At 39.8% G+C, this 17483-nt stretch carries 16 protein-coding genes; 1 reads left to right on the top strand and 15 read right to left on the bottom strand.

Translation table 11 applies throughout. The features are described 5' to 3' along the window. Positions 1-474: 474 nt before the first annotated feature. Positions 475-846 carry an endonuclease domain-containing protein gene (locus D778_RS06005; RefSeq protein WP_007648694.1) on the top strand — a complete coding sequence of 124 codons (372 nt, stop codon included), beginning with the start codon at positions 475-477 and terminating at the stop codon, positions 844-846. A gap of 905 nt (positions 847-1751) precedes the next feature. On the opposite strand, the gene D778_RS06000 is transcribed toward D778_RS06005, so the two are convergent. The 15 genes from D778_RS06000 to D778_RS05930 form a co-directional block, all read right to left on the bottom strand. Beyond that, a complete protein-coding gene (locus tag D778_RS06000; protein ID WP_040491626.1) occupies positions 1752-2762 on the bottom strand; it encodes a glycosyltransferase family 4 protein in 1011 nt (336 codons plus the stop codon). Next, on the bottom strand, positions 2713-4077 hold the full coding sequence (locus D778_RS05995) for an O-antigen ligase family protein (protein WP_051052640.1): 1365 nt from the start codon (positions 4075-4077) through the stop codon (positions 2713-2715). Before D778_RS05995 ends, D778_RS06000 begins: the two co-directional genes overlap by 50 nt. A gap of 94 nt (positions 4078-4171) precedes the next feature. Further along, positions 4172-4912, bottom strand: coding sequence for a transglutaminase domain-containing protein (locus tag D778_RS05990; protein WP_007648684.1), 741 nt, complete (start codon positions 4910-4912; stop codon positions 4172-4174). A gap of 148 nt (positions 4913-5060) precedes the next feature. Further along, on the bottom strand, positions 5061-6182 hold the full coding sequence (locus tag D778_RS05985) for a glycosyltransferase (RefSeq protein ID WP_007648682.1): 1122 nt from the start codon (positions 6180-6182) through the stop codon (positions 5061-5063). A gap of 1 nt (position 6183) precedes the next feature. Beyond that, entirely contained in the window at positions 6184-6732 is a 549-nt protein-coding gene (locus D778_RS05980; protein ID WP_007648679.1) for an LbetaH domain-containing protein, read from the bottom strand. After that, a complete protein-coding gene (locus D778_RS05975) occupies positions 6732-7829 on the bottom strand; it encodes a glycosyltransferase family 4 protein (protein ID WP_040491624.1) in 1098 nt (365 codons plus the stop codon). The genes D778_RS05980 and D778_RS05975 overlap by 1 nt, the downstream gene beginning before the upstream one ends. Positions 7830-7992: 163 nt before the next feature. Further along, the gene (locus tag D778_RS14500; RefSeq protein WP_155949895.1) at positions 7993-8166 is read right to left on the bottom strand and encodes a glycogen/starch synthase; all 174 of its coding nucleotides are present in this window, start codon (positions 8164-8166) and stop codon (positions 7993-7995) included. A 24-nt stretch (positions 8167-8190) separates the two neighbouring features. After that, positions 8191-9531 carry a glycosyltransferase family 2 protein gene (locus tag D778_RS05970; RefSeq protein WP_040491622.1) on the bottom strand — a complete coding sequence of 447 codons (1341 nt, stop codon included), beginning with the start codon at positions 9529-9531 and terminating at the stop codon, positions 8191-8193. Further along, complete coding sequence (locus tag D778_RS05965; protein WP_162138292.1) at positions 9531-10334, bottom strand: FkbM family methyltransferase; 804 nt, start codon at positions 10332-10334, stop codon at positions 9531-9533. Before D778_RS05965 ends, D778_RS05970 begins: the two co-directional genes overlap by 1 nt. A 177-nt stretch (positions 10335-10511) precedes the next feature. Next, positions 10512-11708: a glycosyltransferase family 4 protein gene (locus tag D778_RS05960; RefSeq protein WP_040491620.1), complete on the bottom strand. Its 1197-nt coding sequence runs from the start codon at positions 11706-11708 to the stop codon at positions 10512-10514. A 352-nt stretch (positions 11709-12060) separates the two neighbouring features. Next, entirely contained in the window at positions 12061-12366 is a 306-nt protein-coding gene (locus D778_RS05950; RefSeq protein WP_007648669.1) for a GIY-YIG nuclease family protein, read from the bottom strand. Positions 12367-13077: 711 nt separating this feature from the next. Further along, positions 13078-14274, bottom strand: coding sequence for a glycosyltransferase family 4 protein (locus D778_RS05945; protein WP_007648667.1), 1197 nt, complete (start codon positions 14272-14274; stop codon positions 13078-13080). Between the two features lie 19 nt (positions 14275-14293). Further along, positions 14294-15187 carry a hypothetical protein gene (locus tag D778_RS05940; protein ID WP_040491616.1) on the bottom strand — a complete coding sequence of 298 codons (894 nt, stop codon included), beginning with the start codon at positions 15185-15187 and terminating at the stop codon, positions 14294-14296. A gap of 2 nt (positions 15188-15189) precedes the next feature. Further along, complete coding sequence (locus D778_RS05935) at positions 15190-16617, bottom strand: MBOAT family O-acyltransferase (protein ID WP_040491614.1); 1428 nt, start codon at positions 16615-16617, stop codon at positions 15190-15192. Between the two features lie 9 nt (positions 16618-16626). Continuing rightward, the gene (locus tag D778_RS05930; protein ID WP_007648662.1) at positions 16627-17481 is read right to left on the bottom strand and encodes a sulfotransferase family protein; all 855 of its coding nucleotides are present in this window, start codon (positions 17479-17481) and stop codon (positions 16627-16629) included. Between the last annotated feature and the right edge of the window lie 2 nt (positions 17482-17483).

Here is a 17483-nt window from a genome sequence, read left to right as displayed (position 1 = left end):
GTCAGTCTAGCCACGCCTTGCGCCAGCTCGCTCCTGCGCTAAAATAGCCCACAGGGCTATTTCTTAACGCTTGGCCGTAACTAAAGGGAGGAGCCCTGGTTTAGCTATTTTTTATTAAATGTTTTTAAATACCTTGATTAGGTTTGCTTTATAAGTTTACTATAAAAGATAAATAGTTAATATCCCATTCCAAATTCCAATAAACAATAACTACGTGGCTCCCCTCTTCAGTTGAAGAGGGGTGGACTGACGCAGTCTGGACGGGGAGTTTGTTTAAATTAATTATCTGTGTTTAAATAGCAAACCCTCCGTCTAGACTTCCTACTGTCAGTCTAGCCACGCCTTGCGCCAGCTCGCTCCTGCGCTAAAATAGCCCACAGGGCTATTTCTTAACGCTTGGCCGTAACTAAAGGGAGGAGCCCTGGTTTGGTTATTTTTTTTAATAAGTATTTAAATAATATGTATTTTTAATATATGTCCAAACAAAAAATACATAGTAAAAAGGAATATCAAAAACGTAGAAAACAACTACGGAATAACTTAACTCCTGCTGAAGCATTTTTATGGTCTCAGTTAAAGAATAGAAAATTGGACAACAAACGTTTTACAAAACAACATGGTATTGGTCATTATATAGTTGATTTTTATTGTGCTTCTGAAAAGTTAATTGTTGAGTTAGATGGCGAAGTTCATAATAACTTAGAAGCACAGGAATATGATTGTAAACGAACAACATATTTAGAACAAAAAGGTTATAAAGTGATCTGGTTTGAAAATAAAATGGTTTTTGATTTACTACCGTCTGTGTTAAAAGAAATAAGGAATCATTTTGATTCTGAAAATTAATAAATGTTTCTTTCACAAACCCAAAAAACAATAACTACGTGGCTCCCCTCTTCAGTTGAAGAGGGGTGGACTGACGCAGTCTGGACGGGGAGTTTGCTTAAACTAAATATCTAATTTTAAATTACAAACCCTCCGTCTAGACTTCCTACCGTCAGTCTAGCCACGCCTTGCGCCAGCTCGCTCCTGCGCTAATCCCGATAGCTATCGGGACCACAGGGCTATTTCTTAACGCTTGGCCGTAACTAAAGGGAGGAGCCCTGGTTTGGTTATTTTTTATTATATGTTTTTAAATACCTTGATTTGGTTTGCTTTAAAAGTTTACTATAAAAGATTAATAGTTAATATCCCATTCCAAATTCCAATAAACAATAACTACGTGGCTCCCCTCTTCAGTTGAAGAGGGGTGGACAGACGCAGTCTGGACGGGGAGTTTGTTTAAATTAATTATCTGTGTTTAAATAGCAAACCCTCCGTCTAGACTTCCTACCGTCAGTCTAGCCACCTCCCTTTAACTAAAGGGAGGAGCCCTGGTTTAGTTATTTTTTATTATATGTTTTTAAATACCTTGATTTGGTTTGCTTTAAAAGTTTACTATAAAAGATAAATAGTTAATATCCCATTCCAAATTCCAATAAACAATAACCATCTAGCTCCCCTCTTCAGTTGAAGAGGGGTGGACAGACGCAGTCTGGACGGGGAGCTTGTTTAAATTAATTATCTGTGTTTTAATTACAAACCCCTGCCTGCCTCCTATTTTGTTTAGCATTTAGACAGGCTCGTAATCACAAGTTTTTAGGAGTCTTCGTAATAACAGATATAATGATGACACAAGAAAGCAAAACACCTCAACCACAATTTAGATTTCAATTTCCACAGAAAAAGTCCCTTTTGGGAATTTAGGGGCTTTAACTAAGCAATTTTATCCACTGATGTTTTACTAAGTTCCAATCAAATTGTTCCACTTTTTTTCTGGCATGAAAAGTCATGGTTCTGGTAGCCACCGGATTGTATATAAGCTGCTTAATCGCCACTACAAAAGCGTCTACATCCTTAGGAGGTACTAAAAGGGCCTCTTTTTCATGATGCAATAAGTAAGGCAAGCCCCCCACATTGGTGGATACCACCGGTAAGCCCAAGGCCATGGCTTCTATCACGCTTACCGGCATGTTATCATAATTGGTGGTATTGATAAAGATGTTATAGTCTTTTGCCAAGGCAATCCAATCCTTTTTAGGCAGCTTTCCTGTAATGGTTACAGAGACCCCTAAGTTAGTCGCTAAAGATTTTACCCGTTCCATGGAGCCATCGGTATCGGGTCCTACCATACAGAGACTGGCTTTGATACCGTCATCTTGTAATTTTTTTAAAACTGTAACGGCCAACTCCGGATTATAAATCTTGGAAAAAGACCGTACCCATAAGATCTTAACCTGATCCAGTTGTTTTTCGTGAAAGGCATACTGCTCCATCTCTAAGCTATTAGGGATATATACCACATTTTTATAACCGGAAGCTTCAAAAGCTTCCTTTAAATAAACAGATGGGGAGACCAAAGCAAAGGCCGGTTTAAATAGCATTTGAGACCATAGAGGATTGGTTTTTAAACGGCTTGGCAAATTCCCTCCGTGAAGTATGGGAATGTAAGGCAATCCCATAATCCGGCACAGCTGACTGACCAGCAAGGCATAGTAAAAGTTTTGGGTACTATAGGTGTCCACCAATACCCATTGGGATGCTTTGCCATAACGCACACAGGCCCATAGCATGTCCAGGAGCCTTTGAGTTTTATGGGACTTGGAAGAGGCATAGCGCACCCTAAAGCCTTCCTCGGTCAACTTGGGACCCAGACGGCCTATGGCCGAAACATTAGCGCGTTGTTGCTTTAAGTTGTTTCCTATGTACAGGACGTTTTTCATGAGTTACATTTAATAAGGCCAGCCCATAGATAAAGGCTGGAGCCGCAATACGCATGGACGAGTGGTTGATGGTAGCAAACCAAAAAGCCAAAAGCGCATAAAAATAATAATTTTGTTTGTTCTTCGCTCGGATGTCCAAGGGTTTAAAGAGCAAGATAAGTAACATCATGATACCAAAAATACCATGCTCTGCCAAGGTCCTACTTAACTCGTTATGGGAGGTTACCCCTTGCCCCTCTTCTTCAATACGTTGGTCTTTGGCCCGACTGGAACCTATGCCAAAAAAAGGGTTGGTTAAAAAACCTTCTATCTCTTCCATAAACAACTGCTTTCTACCTGTAGTGATATCCTCTTTTTCAACCCCAGCTGCATTTTGATTCGCATAGCGCTTATCAACCATCCCACTGGATTGATTGGAGCTGATCACCCAGGCCATAGCCACACCTCCCAAAAACAGCACAAAAGCTCCCATGACCTGGTTTCTTACCTTGGGATTGGCTTGAAAAAAATACATGATCAAAAATATCGCTATGCATAAAATGGCTGTAATCACGCCCCCTCGGCTTAAGGTAACCACGGCCCGATAGGATACAAAAACAAAAAGTATGATGTTTAATAATTTTAAGGCCAAGGTAGGCGAATTTATAAAGATACGCACCCCCAAGATAAACATGCCCAAACCCAAAATTGATGCTACCTGATTGGAACCAAAGCCTCCTGCTGCTGCTCTGTTGGATGCTGTATTGGTTAAAATCTCACGTAAATCTGGGGCATAAAAATACACATACACCGTATGAGCTATAATGGGCAACAACATAAACAGTAAAATGTGTGACATTTGCTTAAAACTGATATGCTTGTCATAACAAAACAAAGCGGCCAGTCCCAAACACACTGGGCCACTAAGCACAAAAGCAATGTTGGTCCTAAAATTGGCATCAAAACTCAAGGTGGTGGAGGCCACAAAAATAGAAGGGATTAAAAACATGAGATAAATAAAATAGGGATAGCCTTTGCCCGAGAGCCCCCGGTAGAACATCCCCATCAGGATAAACAAGATGACCAAATATTTTCCTGACTCATAGGATATGGCCCCCCTGGTAGTTCTGAAAAATACCTCAGCCCCAACAAAATAAGCACAGGCTTTTAAGACTTCATAAGTTTTTTTATTATCTGCTACGGTAATGATCCGATATATAAAATAAAAAACCGCTAGATAAAAATAGGGCTTGGCCAGGCTCTCATTCAAAAATATCAAAAACCCCAAACCGGCATGGAAGCCTATGGCAGTAATGTATGTGATATTGGTTTTCAATTAAAAAAGAGGCGTTTTTGCAAAGTTACAGCTATTTGGCAAGTTCATATATAAAATGTTTCAATCAAGCCAAAAGTACCAACAAGTATAAGAATTAATTAAATATGTTTCTATAATCGTCCATTGGAAATTTGTAATGGTAGCTTTTTCCTAGAACATAGACCATAAAATGCACGATAAAAACAGGAATGAAGGGCCTGGTCATTCTTAAATAGGCATCATACACCTTATTCCGATACCCACAAATCAAAAAAGGGGTAATGTCGGCATTCAGGTAGTTTTTAAAAACCTGGGATGCTTCAAGGTGTTTATCCTTTATAAAAGAATTGTAACTAACCGTTTGTGCTGTTCGAACCTTTTGAAACAATTCAATTACCGACAAGGGAACTTTGTTTTCATCATAAAACAACAAGCCCCAAGAGGGATCTATCAACACCCATTTTTGCCATTCTTTTATAAATATCTCATTAAAGGAATGTCCCCCGTTGGTATGGGTAAAAGGTACAGAGGTCGTGCCCCATTCCCGTACCTGTATGTTGTTGATGACACAAAAATTATTGAATACCTGTACCATATCACTACAAACCCCTCCTTTTTCGTAGAGCATGGTTTTTAAAACCTTGTCTGAAGGTTCGCTCAAGCCAGGTCCCATTCTTGTATGGGCATTTAACCAAGACACCAATTGCTTGATAAGCTCGAAATCTGACCTAGGTCTGCCCTGTTTAAAAACCTGTGCATTGACCTCATAAAAACAGCGGGGAATGTCTTCTTTTTTATTCCAGACATTATAACTATTCCCTTGAATGGCATCCTCTTCAGCATTGTGAGACAGCAACCAAAACCTTGTTTTATATAAAAAAGGATGACGCTTTACCGTCCAGCGTAGTTTTTTTATCAGCATCAAAGAATTAAAAATGAATTAGTTTCAGATAAAAATATTATTTTTTTTTTAATAGCAACCTCTTATCCCAAAAAATTCCAAATTATAGGACGTCCTGTTCAATTCTCTGGTTGTAATACGGATAGGAAAAGCGTTGCATAAAAGATATGGAAGGTTGTGTCATCGTTTTAAAAGCAGCCTCCTCCAAATCCAAGAACCGGTTCAAACAGGTATTTAGGGCCTGTACCGAAACCGTCTCCATTAACAAACCATTTTCCCCATGTGCGATATATTGCCCAATGGCAGAGACCTGGGAGACAATGGGCACACAACCATAGTTCATGGCTTCAGCAATCACCTTGGGAAAGCCTTCGGAAGCAGAGGGCAAGAGGATGGCATGCGATCTCTTATAGATGTCATGCACTTCCGAACGGGATAAATATCCATGAAAGGTCACAGTCAACCCCAGGGTGTCCACATGCTGTTGATAGGCTGTACTCCTGTTGCCAGCCCCCACCAAATGCAAGGTCGCTATCTTACTGCTTTGGTGATCATCCAAGCTCGCCAAGGCCTCAAGGATGAGATCCACCCCTTTGGCAGCTTCCAAACGTCCCACAAAACAAAGCTCGATTGGTTTTGAAAAGGTCTTATTGGCAACAACTTTTTGCCCCTCATCAAGTTCCTGCTTGGTTAGGCAGGGATTTTCAAAACTCAAACAGTGTTTTGGTTGATTTGGCCAACTCCCATTGATGGTCACCGGTCGGCTCTGGCTTTCTAAAAGCCATTTTTGAAAGCGGTATGCCAGGGGAGCCTGTTCCTGCTTCCAATTCCCTGCATATTTAAACCAGCCCCGTTTGGATGTAAAAACCATTAAATAAGGAATTACAAACACCCCCATCCCTGTGGGGGCGCGAAACTGAAAATAGTCAGCCTGTTTTAAAGCCCGATGGATCTGTACTAAAATATTTGGGGCTTGAAGCAACAGTTGAAGTTTGGCTGCCCATGTGGTACCTCCCACTGCTGGCAAGCCCACAAATGTAATGCTGTTAGAGCTATAGGGCAGTGCACTGGGTGGGGCTGGGGTGTCATGCAGCATGGCCACATGGGTAATGGTATCAAAAATACCTAAAAGCTGATTGATTTCCGTAACGGTCGATCCCAAACCCACAATGCTGCCATCGTCCAATTGGTAATGCTCCGTATGTGATATGATGGTTAATTTCATACTAAGATTTTTGATAATTGGTGGCAGGTACTCCAACCAATACTTGATGTGATTCATAAAAATTATCAACCACACAAGCATGAGCTCCTATTTGAATATAATCACCTAAAATTAAAGGACCAATTAAAGTAGCATTACCACCGAAATGACAATGGTCGCCTATAACAAAATCTCCTTTTTTTGATGTTTTTTTACTACCTATAAGATTTCCTCCAACTAGTGTCAGATTAGCACCTATAATGGCTTGACCTGATATTACAACACCTAAAGAAGGGTGTAAAATTAAAATTCCTCCTTGTATATTTGATTTATAATGAATGTCTATATTGGAATAAGCTTGTATGACATATAAAATGGGTGTTATTGGAATTCTAACATATTTATAATTGTTCCCAAGTAATAAATATAGTGCTCTCTCCATTCTATACATGAAAATCCCACAAAATGACCTACTCATCCAAATAATTAATATTCTCCATTTTGTTTTACCCAACATACGCTGAATATCTTCAAAGAAATATCTCATCTGAAGTTTTTTTTCTTGATTCATTATTTAAACAACTTTAAATAGTCCAAAATAATTTTGTTCCAAGAAAATGATGATGCCCATTCTAAAGTTTTTGTTTTGTAGCTGTCCATATTATTTAAAATTGTATCAATGGCTTCAACAATTTCCAGATTTTCTTTTGGGTTAATTACAATTCCCGATTTATAATTACTAATCGCATCTTCTATCCCACAGCCTTTGGCCCCTATGGCCGGGATGCCCAGAGCATTGGCTTCCAAGATGGCTATCCCAAAGCCTTCCACATCCCCAGTCTCGCTTTCCGTACTCAACATAACAAACACATCTGTAGCCAAAAGCAGGGATTTCAAACTGCTTTCAGGTACTGCCCCATGAAAGGTTACCTGGTCGGCCACCCCCAAGGCTTTGGCCTGAGCCCTACATGCGTCTGCTTCGGTAGGAATCCCAACACAATGGTAATGAAGGTCGGGAAATCGCTGTTTTAAGGCAGGTAAGAGCTTGATGACTTGCAACTGCCCTTTTCGTGTACTCACTCTCCCCACCGTAGTCAACACCGGATATCCCTGTAAGGTGGCTTTCAATATCCCCTCTGTCTGCCATTGGCTGAGATCTATCCCATTGGGAATAACCACCACCTCTTTCTGGATATGGCCCATCAAGCTTTTGGTATAGTTGGAAACTGCCACCAGGGTATCAAAACGTTTTAAAGACATGGCAATCGATTGACGGAGCCAGGGTGTTTTGAAATTGACCTCGGTACCGTGAATGACCGCAAGGGTCTCCCGTTTGTAAAACAAGGAACAAAACGCCACAGACCAAAGCGAGAACTTTCCAGTGGCAATGATGATCTCTGCCTGTTTAAAGCCTTGTATGGTTTTAACGATACGATCTACATACATCCATAGCCTGTGCCGTTTTAAAGCAATCCGTGTGACGCGAACCGGCAAGTCTTGATCAAAAGCCAACTCTTCCCTATGGTCCCCCTCCCTCTGATCGGCAATCACGCTTACTTGATAGCCCTGGTTAGACAGATTCAAGGCCAAATGTAGGGCATGGTTCCCTATGCCACCCGGTTGTGGCGGGAATTCGGAGGTCACTATGAGGATGTGCTTTTTGTTCAATGTGGTTCAGTATTTAGTGTGTTTTAGTTGTTTTTAATCTTACGTTGTTATTTTCATTTTAGAATTTAACTTCAACTTCAATATCTTGGCTCCCCTCTTTAGTTAAAGAGGGGAATGAATTTACCGAAGTACAACGGAGGTAAAGAAAGGGGAGTTTGCATACTCAAATTTTATTACTGGTTAGCAATCCCTCCGTCTTATCTCCACTGCGTTTCGATATCACAGTCACCCCATAACCATTCTTAACCAGATGCAAAGCCAAATAATAAGCATGAGTTCCAATCCCACCCGGTTGTGGCGGGAATTCGGAGGTAACTATAAGGATGTTTTTTTTCACTATTAACTATTAACTATTAACTATTCACTTCTCACGTCTCACTTCTAATTTTTCAATCAAAGCCCCTTCCTTTATTTTCTTACTTGCCAAGTTCCAACTTTCTAATACTTGATACAACACCAAAGGCAAAAGTAAAATACTTAAGAATAAGCCCAACACCAACATGCCTTTGTTTTTTTTAAACTGGTATGGGATCAAGGATGTAGGGATGGTTCGTAATAAGGCCCATCTAGCAGCGCGATCCCCATAATAGGTTCTATAGTAATACAGCACACTGGGGATGGGCCTGGGCGCAAAAAAATTGGAGGGCCTAAAGGCGTCCCAACTCCCCAGCTCCCTTAAGCCACCCGTACCTGCTTTCACATCGATGCAAGAGGCATACGGATTTGAAACCGAGAGCATCCCTTCCAAATACACGCGCAAGCCAAATTCCCCATCGCCCATCCGCTGTTTCTCAAATTGCCTGTCGAACAGTCCCACACGATAAAACACCTCCTTATAAAGCATGGCGTTTCCCGTAGCAAATTGGGAGGCCACAGCAAAAAACGAACGCGCTTTCGGTATTTCCTGTCCTTCTGGATAAAAGACCCCTGCCGATACCTGTGCCTTAAAAAAGTCCAAGCACCTCAAATGATTGGAAATCCAATTGTTGGGAATACGCACATCGTCTTCAGAGAGGGCTATCAAGTCCCCTTGGGCTTCTTTGATGGCGGTATTCCTGGCCAACCATAGGGCTTTTTCTTCCTGACGAATCACACGGATGCGCAAAGGGAACTGTTTGTAAAAATGTGGTTGAAAGGGTTCGGACTGATCTACAACCAAGACTTCAAAATGGGGATAATCCTGTTTTTCAAAATCCTGTAACACGTCCTTTAAGTAGTCATACCGGTTTAAGGTTGGGATGACCACGCTAACCAAAGGTGCCTGTTCCAGTAGTTGCGACTTATAATGGTACCATGCGTCATATGGCAAGGCTGTAACAGATGTAACACGCTTGGTCTTTGCTGTTGCTACCCAAGCCTGAATCTCTTTAAACGGATTGTGAAACGTGCATACCCGACAGATCAGCACATAAAACACCCAAACCGGATGAAACTGTTTCCTGATAAAACGGTACTCGTCTGCAAGGGGTAGTATTTCAAATTGCGTATAGGTCTCCACGTGACCTATATACCCATTTTGAATGGCCTGCCAAGACAAATCGTAATCCCGTGCATGTTCAGACTCATAACCTTCGTCATACATAAGTTGCTTTAAAACCAATTCTGGCAACGCTTCAACCTGTGGAAATACAGAAGCACCCGATGTTTGAAACAATCGAAAATACTGGGTAGGCTGCAAATATGTTAAGAATTTAAAGGGCATTATATAGATTTTGGTAAATGAGACTTTTGAGCAACACCCTTTAAATAGTCTGGGTAAGGTCTATTAAAAGGCATTAAAAGCAAATGACATTTACCTCTTCCTTTTATGGTATTAGCATCAATCAATTCACTTTCCATCTTAAGATACCAGGCCTTATATTGAACTTCCTGACACCAATCCAATATCATTTCCCCTGCTGCTTCCATACCTAAATCTTTCACATCATGCATTTCTATAAAAAAAGTACATTGAGTTTCCAATGCCATCTTTTTTGCTGCTTTCATTACAAGGGTTTCTGCTCCTTCCACATCAATTTTCACTAAATCCGGTTTTAATTCATAATATGCATATAAGAAATCCAGGGTCACCGTATTAACCTCCATGTAGGAGTTTATGGCAGCAGCAGATTCAGCATGTGAGCTATACATACTTCCTGCTTCACCAGAGCCTATTGTATAAAACTTCATCTTTTCATTAAGGGTATCTCCTACAAAAGCAGTAAAATATTGAGCTTTACTACCTAAATTGTTTTGGATGAGATTTATGGCTGCTTTTTGAAGTGCTTTGGGATTAGGATCCACTAAAAGCAACTGTTTATTTGAATCCTGGATGAGAGCCAACAATGCCATATAGCCTATATTACAACCTATATCAAAAATCACATGGTGATGTTTGCTTAAATAAAACCACCAAGCATCATCTTGATCTACAGTTTCACGTATTGTACCTTTCAACACTTTTAATGGAATGCCACATAGGTACTTAGTCTCAAACTTTAGTTTCTCTTGACGTTGCTTTAACATCAATGCCTTTAAAATCTTTTTAACATGCATCCAAATGACCTTTAATTTATATTTAACGAAAATACACAAATAAATGAATTATGTTAAACCATCTCTTAATATAAGGTCTTTTGCTTATTTCACAAGCTTTGTTTAAACATTCTTAGAGCTAAATAAGTATTGAGATTAGCTCAACATTCATTTGTCTGAATAAAATTGAGTGAACTTTTGTATTTGTGTTTCTATGGAAAAGATCTCCTGGACCCGAAAAGAAGCTTCGTGTGTAATCCTTTGTTTTTCCATTTCAGCCATTTGTATGACTTCTATCATTTTTTCTGTCAATAACTGGGGGTTACGTTTTGGTACCACCCAACCTGTTTTTCCATCCAATACATTCTCTGCCAAGCCTTCAGCATCACTCACCACACAGAGCAAGCCCATGGCCTGGGCTTCCAATACGGCATTGCAAAAGCCTTCCTGAACACTGTACTGAATATAATACTGTGCTTGTGTTAAATGCTGCCTCACCTCCTCGTGACCCAGCTTGCCCAAAAAAAACACCTGCGCTTGCAGGCCCAACTGGTAACAGGCAAATTTTAAAGCCTCTTCCTCTGGCCCCGAGCCTATAATCCGGTATTCAAAAGCTATTCCTTGCTGCTTTAAGAGTGCTAAAGCCTCCAAAGTATATTCCAAACCTTTTTTCCAGTGCAATCGGGCTACCGTAATGAGTTGTATGGGATGTTCCACACACACATGTCCCTGCTCAGTAGAAAAATAATGGGTATCTATGGCAGGGGTGATCTTAACAACAGGGGCTTGATCCCTAAACCCATGGGAATAGAGCAATTGCTTGATATCATCGGAAATGACATGGATTTTGGATACTTTATCCCACAGACCGCTATAACACTGGGGATGTTTGATGGGGTACACCCCTATATCAAAGCCCCTAAAGCTCACCGCCATGTCTGCTTGAATAGCAGCTGCCATATTTTCACAGCCCAATGCCAATGTCCCAAACCCAAAATGCAAGCAATCCAAATCCTGCTTAAACACAGGTGCATGCGTGTACAGGCGTTTTAAAATAGGTAACCAAGCTTTTCCATCGGTTCGTTCCAATTGCACAAACCTTCTTAGGGTCTTTACATAGGGCAACAAGCCCAAATATACCCACACAAGTTTAATACCTAGAATCAGTTTGTTTTTAGCTTGCTGAGGCAATAAAACTACTGGACAGTCTTTAAAGCCATGTTGGTTCTCACTACAAAACAACACAAGGTCAAATCCGGACTCCTTTAAACCCTTGATTTTGGATCTAAAAAACGTTTCCGAATACCCAGGTGCTGCAGAAAGCAGCAAGCCAATACGTCCTTTATGTGTGTTTGTTTTAGTCATTTGGTAATGGTTGGTCAAGATATCAAAATTTTGAATCTTAATTTCTATGTATTGATTAATTTCTTTATAGATTCTTCACTTCGTAGATTCTTCACTTCGTTCAGAATGACAGGGGTCATGCTGAGTGCAAGCGAAGCATCTATGTGTCATGCTGAGCGCAAGCGAAGCATCTTTACTCCTGTTCCTATAGATTCTTCTTTTAGATTCTTCACTTCGTAGATTCTTCACTTCGTTCAGAATGACAGGGGTCATGCTGAGTGCTTTGTCATGCTGAGCGCAGTGAAGCATCTCTTTGTCATGCTGAGCGCAAGCGAAGCATCTCTTTGTCATGCTGAGCGCAAGCGAAGCATCTCTATACATCATCATTCAAAAACCTCCATTCAGGATTTTTGGTGGCTATCAGTTCCTCTTTCTTAATTCTAAGCCATCCTTTTATTTGTTTTTCCCGTTCAATGGCCTCATCCACTTCAAAAAAATGTTCATAATAAATCAAAAAGAAACATTTATACTTAGCCGTAAAGGCTTTAGAAAAAGGAAGTGGGTTGGTATGAGCATATAACCGTTCTTTTAGGTTATTGGTAACACCAGTATATAAAACCGTTTTGCTTTTATTGGTTAGTATATAAACATAATAATTATGTGAGCCTTTTGTTTTCATTTTTTAAAATTAAAAAAAATAACAGCAGAATCCACTGTGTGTGAGACTTTCTGCCAATAGGGCAACATGCTCAGTTTGTGGTTTTTCTTTGCAGGTTTTTTTGTAGATTATTTTAATAGATTCTTCACTTTGTGGATTCTTCACTTAGTAGATTCTTCACTTCGTTCAGAATGACAGGGGTCATGCTGAGCAGCCTGTACTGAGCAAGCCTGCACTGAGTTTATCGAAGTGTCGAAGTAAAGCATCTTTACTCCTTTTCCTATAGATTCTTCACTTAGTAGATTCTTCACTTTGTTCAGAATGACATTGTCATGCTGAGCGCTTTGTCATGCTGAGCGCAAGCGAAGCATCTCTTTGTCATGCTGAGCGCAAGCGAAGCATCTTTACTCCTGTTCCTAAAGATTCTTCTTTTAGATTCTTCACTTAGTAGATTCTTCACTTAGTAGATTCTTCACTTCGTAGATTCTTCACTTTGTTCAGAATGACAGGGGTCATGCTGAGTGCTTTGTCATGCTGAGCGCAAGCGAAGCATCTTTACTCCTGTTCCTAAAGATTCTTCTTTTAGATTCTTCACTTCGTAGATTCTTCACTTCGTTCAGAATGACAGGGTCGTTCAGAAATCGAAGATTCGACGTAGTCAATGACAGGGTCGTTCAGAAATCGAAGATTCAACGAAGTCAATGACAATCAAAACATCCTGACAGGTATTGGTTAGTTGACCTTATCAGACCCTTCAAGCATGAGCCTTTTATATAACCCGAGCATCCCAGACACCATTTGAGCTTCGCTGTGGTTTGCTTCCACAAAGGCTCTAGCCTGTTGTGTTATTCTTTGATATGTCTCCAGGGGTAATTCACTCACCTCCTTCAAGGCCAGTGCCATCGCTTGAGCATCCCGAACGGGTACCAAATACCCGGTTTGTTTTGGCAATACCACTTCTTTCATTCCTCCACAGTCTGTGCTTACCACCAAGGTCCCCAAGGCCATGGCTTCCAAAACCACATTGGCGATCCCTTCCTCCACGCTGGGCAACAACATCACATCAGCTTCTTTGATGGCTTTCTGCACCTCTTTAAAGGGCAATGGACCAATAAACCCCACTTCCTGTTCCAAGCCCAATTGGGCGCGCTGAAACAACAAAGCTTCTTCCCCTGAGACTCCAATGATATCATAACGAAATGCAAGCCCCAGTTGTTTTAACGCATGCATGGCATCCAAGGCCAAGCGGTAATTTTTTTTCCAATGTCCCCTTCCAACTGACAGAATGTTTATAGGGGCTTGGGGGTTGGTTGTTTTTAATTGAAAGAGAAAGTCCTGAAGTTTTAGGCCACTTTTAACCACTTGAATATGCTGTTTGTCAGCTCCATATTTACAGGCCTCCTTCGCAATGGCTTGGGAGACGGCATGAAACCCAGCGACTTTTGGGAAGTTTTCTCTATACATGGCTGCTAATTTGGTGTCTGCAATGGGGGAATAATTGATATGGGCTCCACGCAAGCTTAGCATCAAACGCATCCCAAACTCCTGTACCCAGAGCCACTCATCCAGCCCTTTCGCCCATTGGACATGAAAAATGTCCGGTTGGTGCCATAGCACAGGATAGTATTTTACCTTAGAATATAAGGTGTTATTATTTGTTTTGTTGAGTATCGCATCCAAACGTTTTTTTTGAGTCGGCTTAAATAAAAACAAAAGGCAAGTGTATTTGATTAAAACCCAAAGTTTGGAACCTTTTGTGTTTTTATAGCCAAAAACCTGCACCTGGTTCCCATAAGTTGTTTTTTGTTTGATCAGACCAAACAAAAATACCTGACTCCCTGAATCAGAAACCCCCTTAATAAGACGTTCAATAAAGGTCGTGCTTGGAATATTTCCAGAATATATGGCTATTTTTAATGATTTCTCCATGAATTTTTTTAGAAAACTACTACTTCCTTAAAGCTTTAATATCATTAGTAAATTGCTCACTGGCAACCTGTCTCCCTTTTGAATCTACATGTATGGCATCAAAAAAATACTTGGAGTCCTTCAGCAAATCACTATGATTGATCACTAAGAAGTCTTTTGAAGACACCATAACTTTCTTTCCTTCCATAGGAGAAATATAACAAATCAATTCTATATCATTGGCTTTACAAAGTGCTTTTATTTTATTTACATAGGGATTTTTAAAGTCCAAGGTAACAGACTTTAAGTCATTTATCATTTTACTTGCTTTTTTAGATTCGGGATATACATAATTACCAGTAGCATCAAACCTATTCCTTTTTTCCGGTTGCATAAGGGCTACCAACGAAGGGTAAAACAACTCTACATTATAATAGGACACGCCTAACATGGGAAACCACTTGCTATAAGCCAATACCTTAGCATCCACTCCTTTAAATTGCTTATAATAGTCATAAACATAAGTTGTGTTTACATAGGGTAAAAAACGATAATCGTTGCCACTTAATTCATTCGTGCGAACATCATAATCTTTAACACTAGGTGCCAACACACAAACTTTTGTGGTTTTCCCCTGTGCCAAAAAATGTTGCAGCATAAGGTACTGACTGGACAGTGCTGTATCATCCATGGACAGATTAACACCATTGGTATGCAACATAGAATCAATGACTTTGGTATTTAAAGTGGTTAAACCCGTACTGGCACCCAACACTATATAATCGAAGCTTTTTTCGGATAGGGAATTGACCAAAAAAGAGGGTTTATAAAAAGAAGACTGACGTAAGGCCCACAAACTTCCCCAAGACACAAGCATGCTCATACCAATGAAAACCAATACAACAAACCCGATTCTTTTTAAAAACAACATCATCCTTAAAACTGAAAATAAATAAACTCTGAGGGATTCTTAAACACGCCCATAAAACAGATAAGCATGGCAATACATACAGCAGTATATGTTGTTAAAACCACTTCTTTTTTATTTTTTTGAACCGCCAAAAACTCAAATAACAACAAGATAGAAATACTTATTACAATTATGGCACTAAATAAAAGCATTTTTGGAGTCTTATAAAAAGTAGCTACAGAGCCACTGTTAAAACTAAAAATATCCTGAATATATTGCATTGCCATACTTGCGTTATCTGCCCTAAAGAAAATCCATGCAAAAGTCACCAATACAAATGTAAACAGAATAAAAGGTAATTGGCCTAAGCTGATGCGAGTTGTTTCCAGATATTTTCTATGGACTTTAATCAGTAACAAGGGTAAAAACAACAGTGCGTGAATACCACCCCAAATCACAAAAGTCCAGTTGGCACCATGCCAAAACCCACTCACCAGAAACACAATAAACACATTTCGAATCCCTTGCCAAGTATTTCCACGAGACCCACCTAATGGAATATATAAATAATCGCGAAACCAAGTGGATAAGGAAATGTGCCAACGTCTCCAAAACTCAGCGATATCCCTGGAGAAATACGGAAAGGAAAAATTGGTCATTAAGGAGAAACCAAACAATCTTGCCACTCCAATGGCTATATCCGAGTAACCAGAAAAATCCCCATAAATCTGAAATCCAAACAAAACTGCTCCCAAAAACAATTCCAGGGAAGTGTAAGCTCCTCCACCATCAAAGATCTGATTGACAAAAAAAGCACAGTTATCTGCCACTACCACTTTTTTAAACAGGCCCCAAATAATTAAATAGAACCCACTAATTGCAAATTCACTGTTAAAAACACGCTTTTGACTAAATTGTGGCAACAATTGCGAGGCCCTCTCTATGGGGCCAGCCACCAACTGAGGAAAAAAGGACACAAAGGCTGCAAACTGGATAAAATTTGAAGTAGGCTCAATGTTTTTTCTATAAACATCTATGGTATAGCTTAATGTTTGAAAGGTATAAAAAGATATCCCAACCGGCAGAATAATCTGTAAGGTTGTGGTTTGCATGGAAACCCCTATAAGTTGCCATGCATCTACCCAACTGGATATAAAAAAATTATAATACTTAAAAAAGACCAACAACCCAAGGTTGAAACACAAACTGACCAACAATAATATCTTTCTTCGTGTTTGTGTGGTTTCCCTATGCATCAGTTTGGCAACCACAAAATCCACCAAAGTACTTAAAACTATTAAGGCTAAAAACCGATAATCCCACCAGGCATAAAATACATAACTAGCCAGGACAACAAATAGGTTTTGCCGGTTTAAGGAAGGTTTTAACACAAACCAATACAGTGCAAAAACCAAGGGAAGAAATATAGCGAAGTCTAGGGAGTTGAATAGCATATAATGATATTAATAATGTTTGGTATAAAGCTGCGTCTTAAAAACATCCAATAGCTTATTTATTTGGATTAGTTCAGCAGTACTCAATTTATTTTTATCGCTACCTTTCTGTAAAAACACGCTCTCTGGATGTGTTTTGGATGATGGCTGTTTATAATGCCTTTCTAAATTAGCAACTGGTTCCAAATGAAAGGCAGCACATAAATCATAAAACAATTGAATGTTATTGGACAACGCTTCATAACGAACAACAACAGCTTCTTCAGAATAGGGCTCCAATACTTCCAACGGTATCACATTTTCAATACACCAACGCAAGGTTAACTTTTCCACATCCGTCAATGTTTCAAATTGGGTAATATCATACAAAAACTTGTCTTTAATAAGTGTTACCAACTTTTCTTGATTTGCAAAATAAGACAAGTCATACAACCAAGAAAATTTTACTTGTTGCTGAGACCTAATAACATCATAAGGATTTCTAATAAGATGTATAACCGGAATCCCAAATTCATTGTGTATAAAAGGTGCAGACAGATTACAACGTACAAACTTGATGATATACTTTTTGGGTACAAAAGGCCATAAATGACGCTTCCATTTTCGGTTACTGTTTTGTGCGATCCAATCGCAATCCACACGGTTATTAAAAACAGCCTTTAAATATGTATAAGCTTCCTTGGAATCTGTAGGAGACCTTAACCATCTGTCACAAAGCAAATGCCCTCTTTCAGTACGAGTTTCTTGATCGGGTTCAAATAGCATGCGATACCTAAAGGGTTGGGCCATCAGCTCACTCAACCAACTGGTACCACTTCGGGCACTGCCTACTACAACAACATGTTTATTGAAGTTATTGCCCATAT

The organism is Xanthomarina gelatinilytica (assembly GCF_000348685.1).
Lineage (GTDB): Bacteria > Bacteroidota > Bacteroidia > Flavobacteriales > Flavobacteriaceae > Xanthomarina > Xanthomarina gelatinilytica.
The sequence above is the reverse complement of the archived record's forward strand: the minus strand, read 5'-3'. Positions and strand labels throughout refer to the sequence as shown.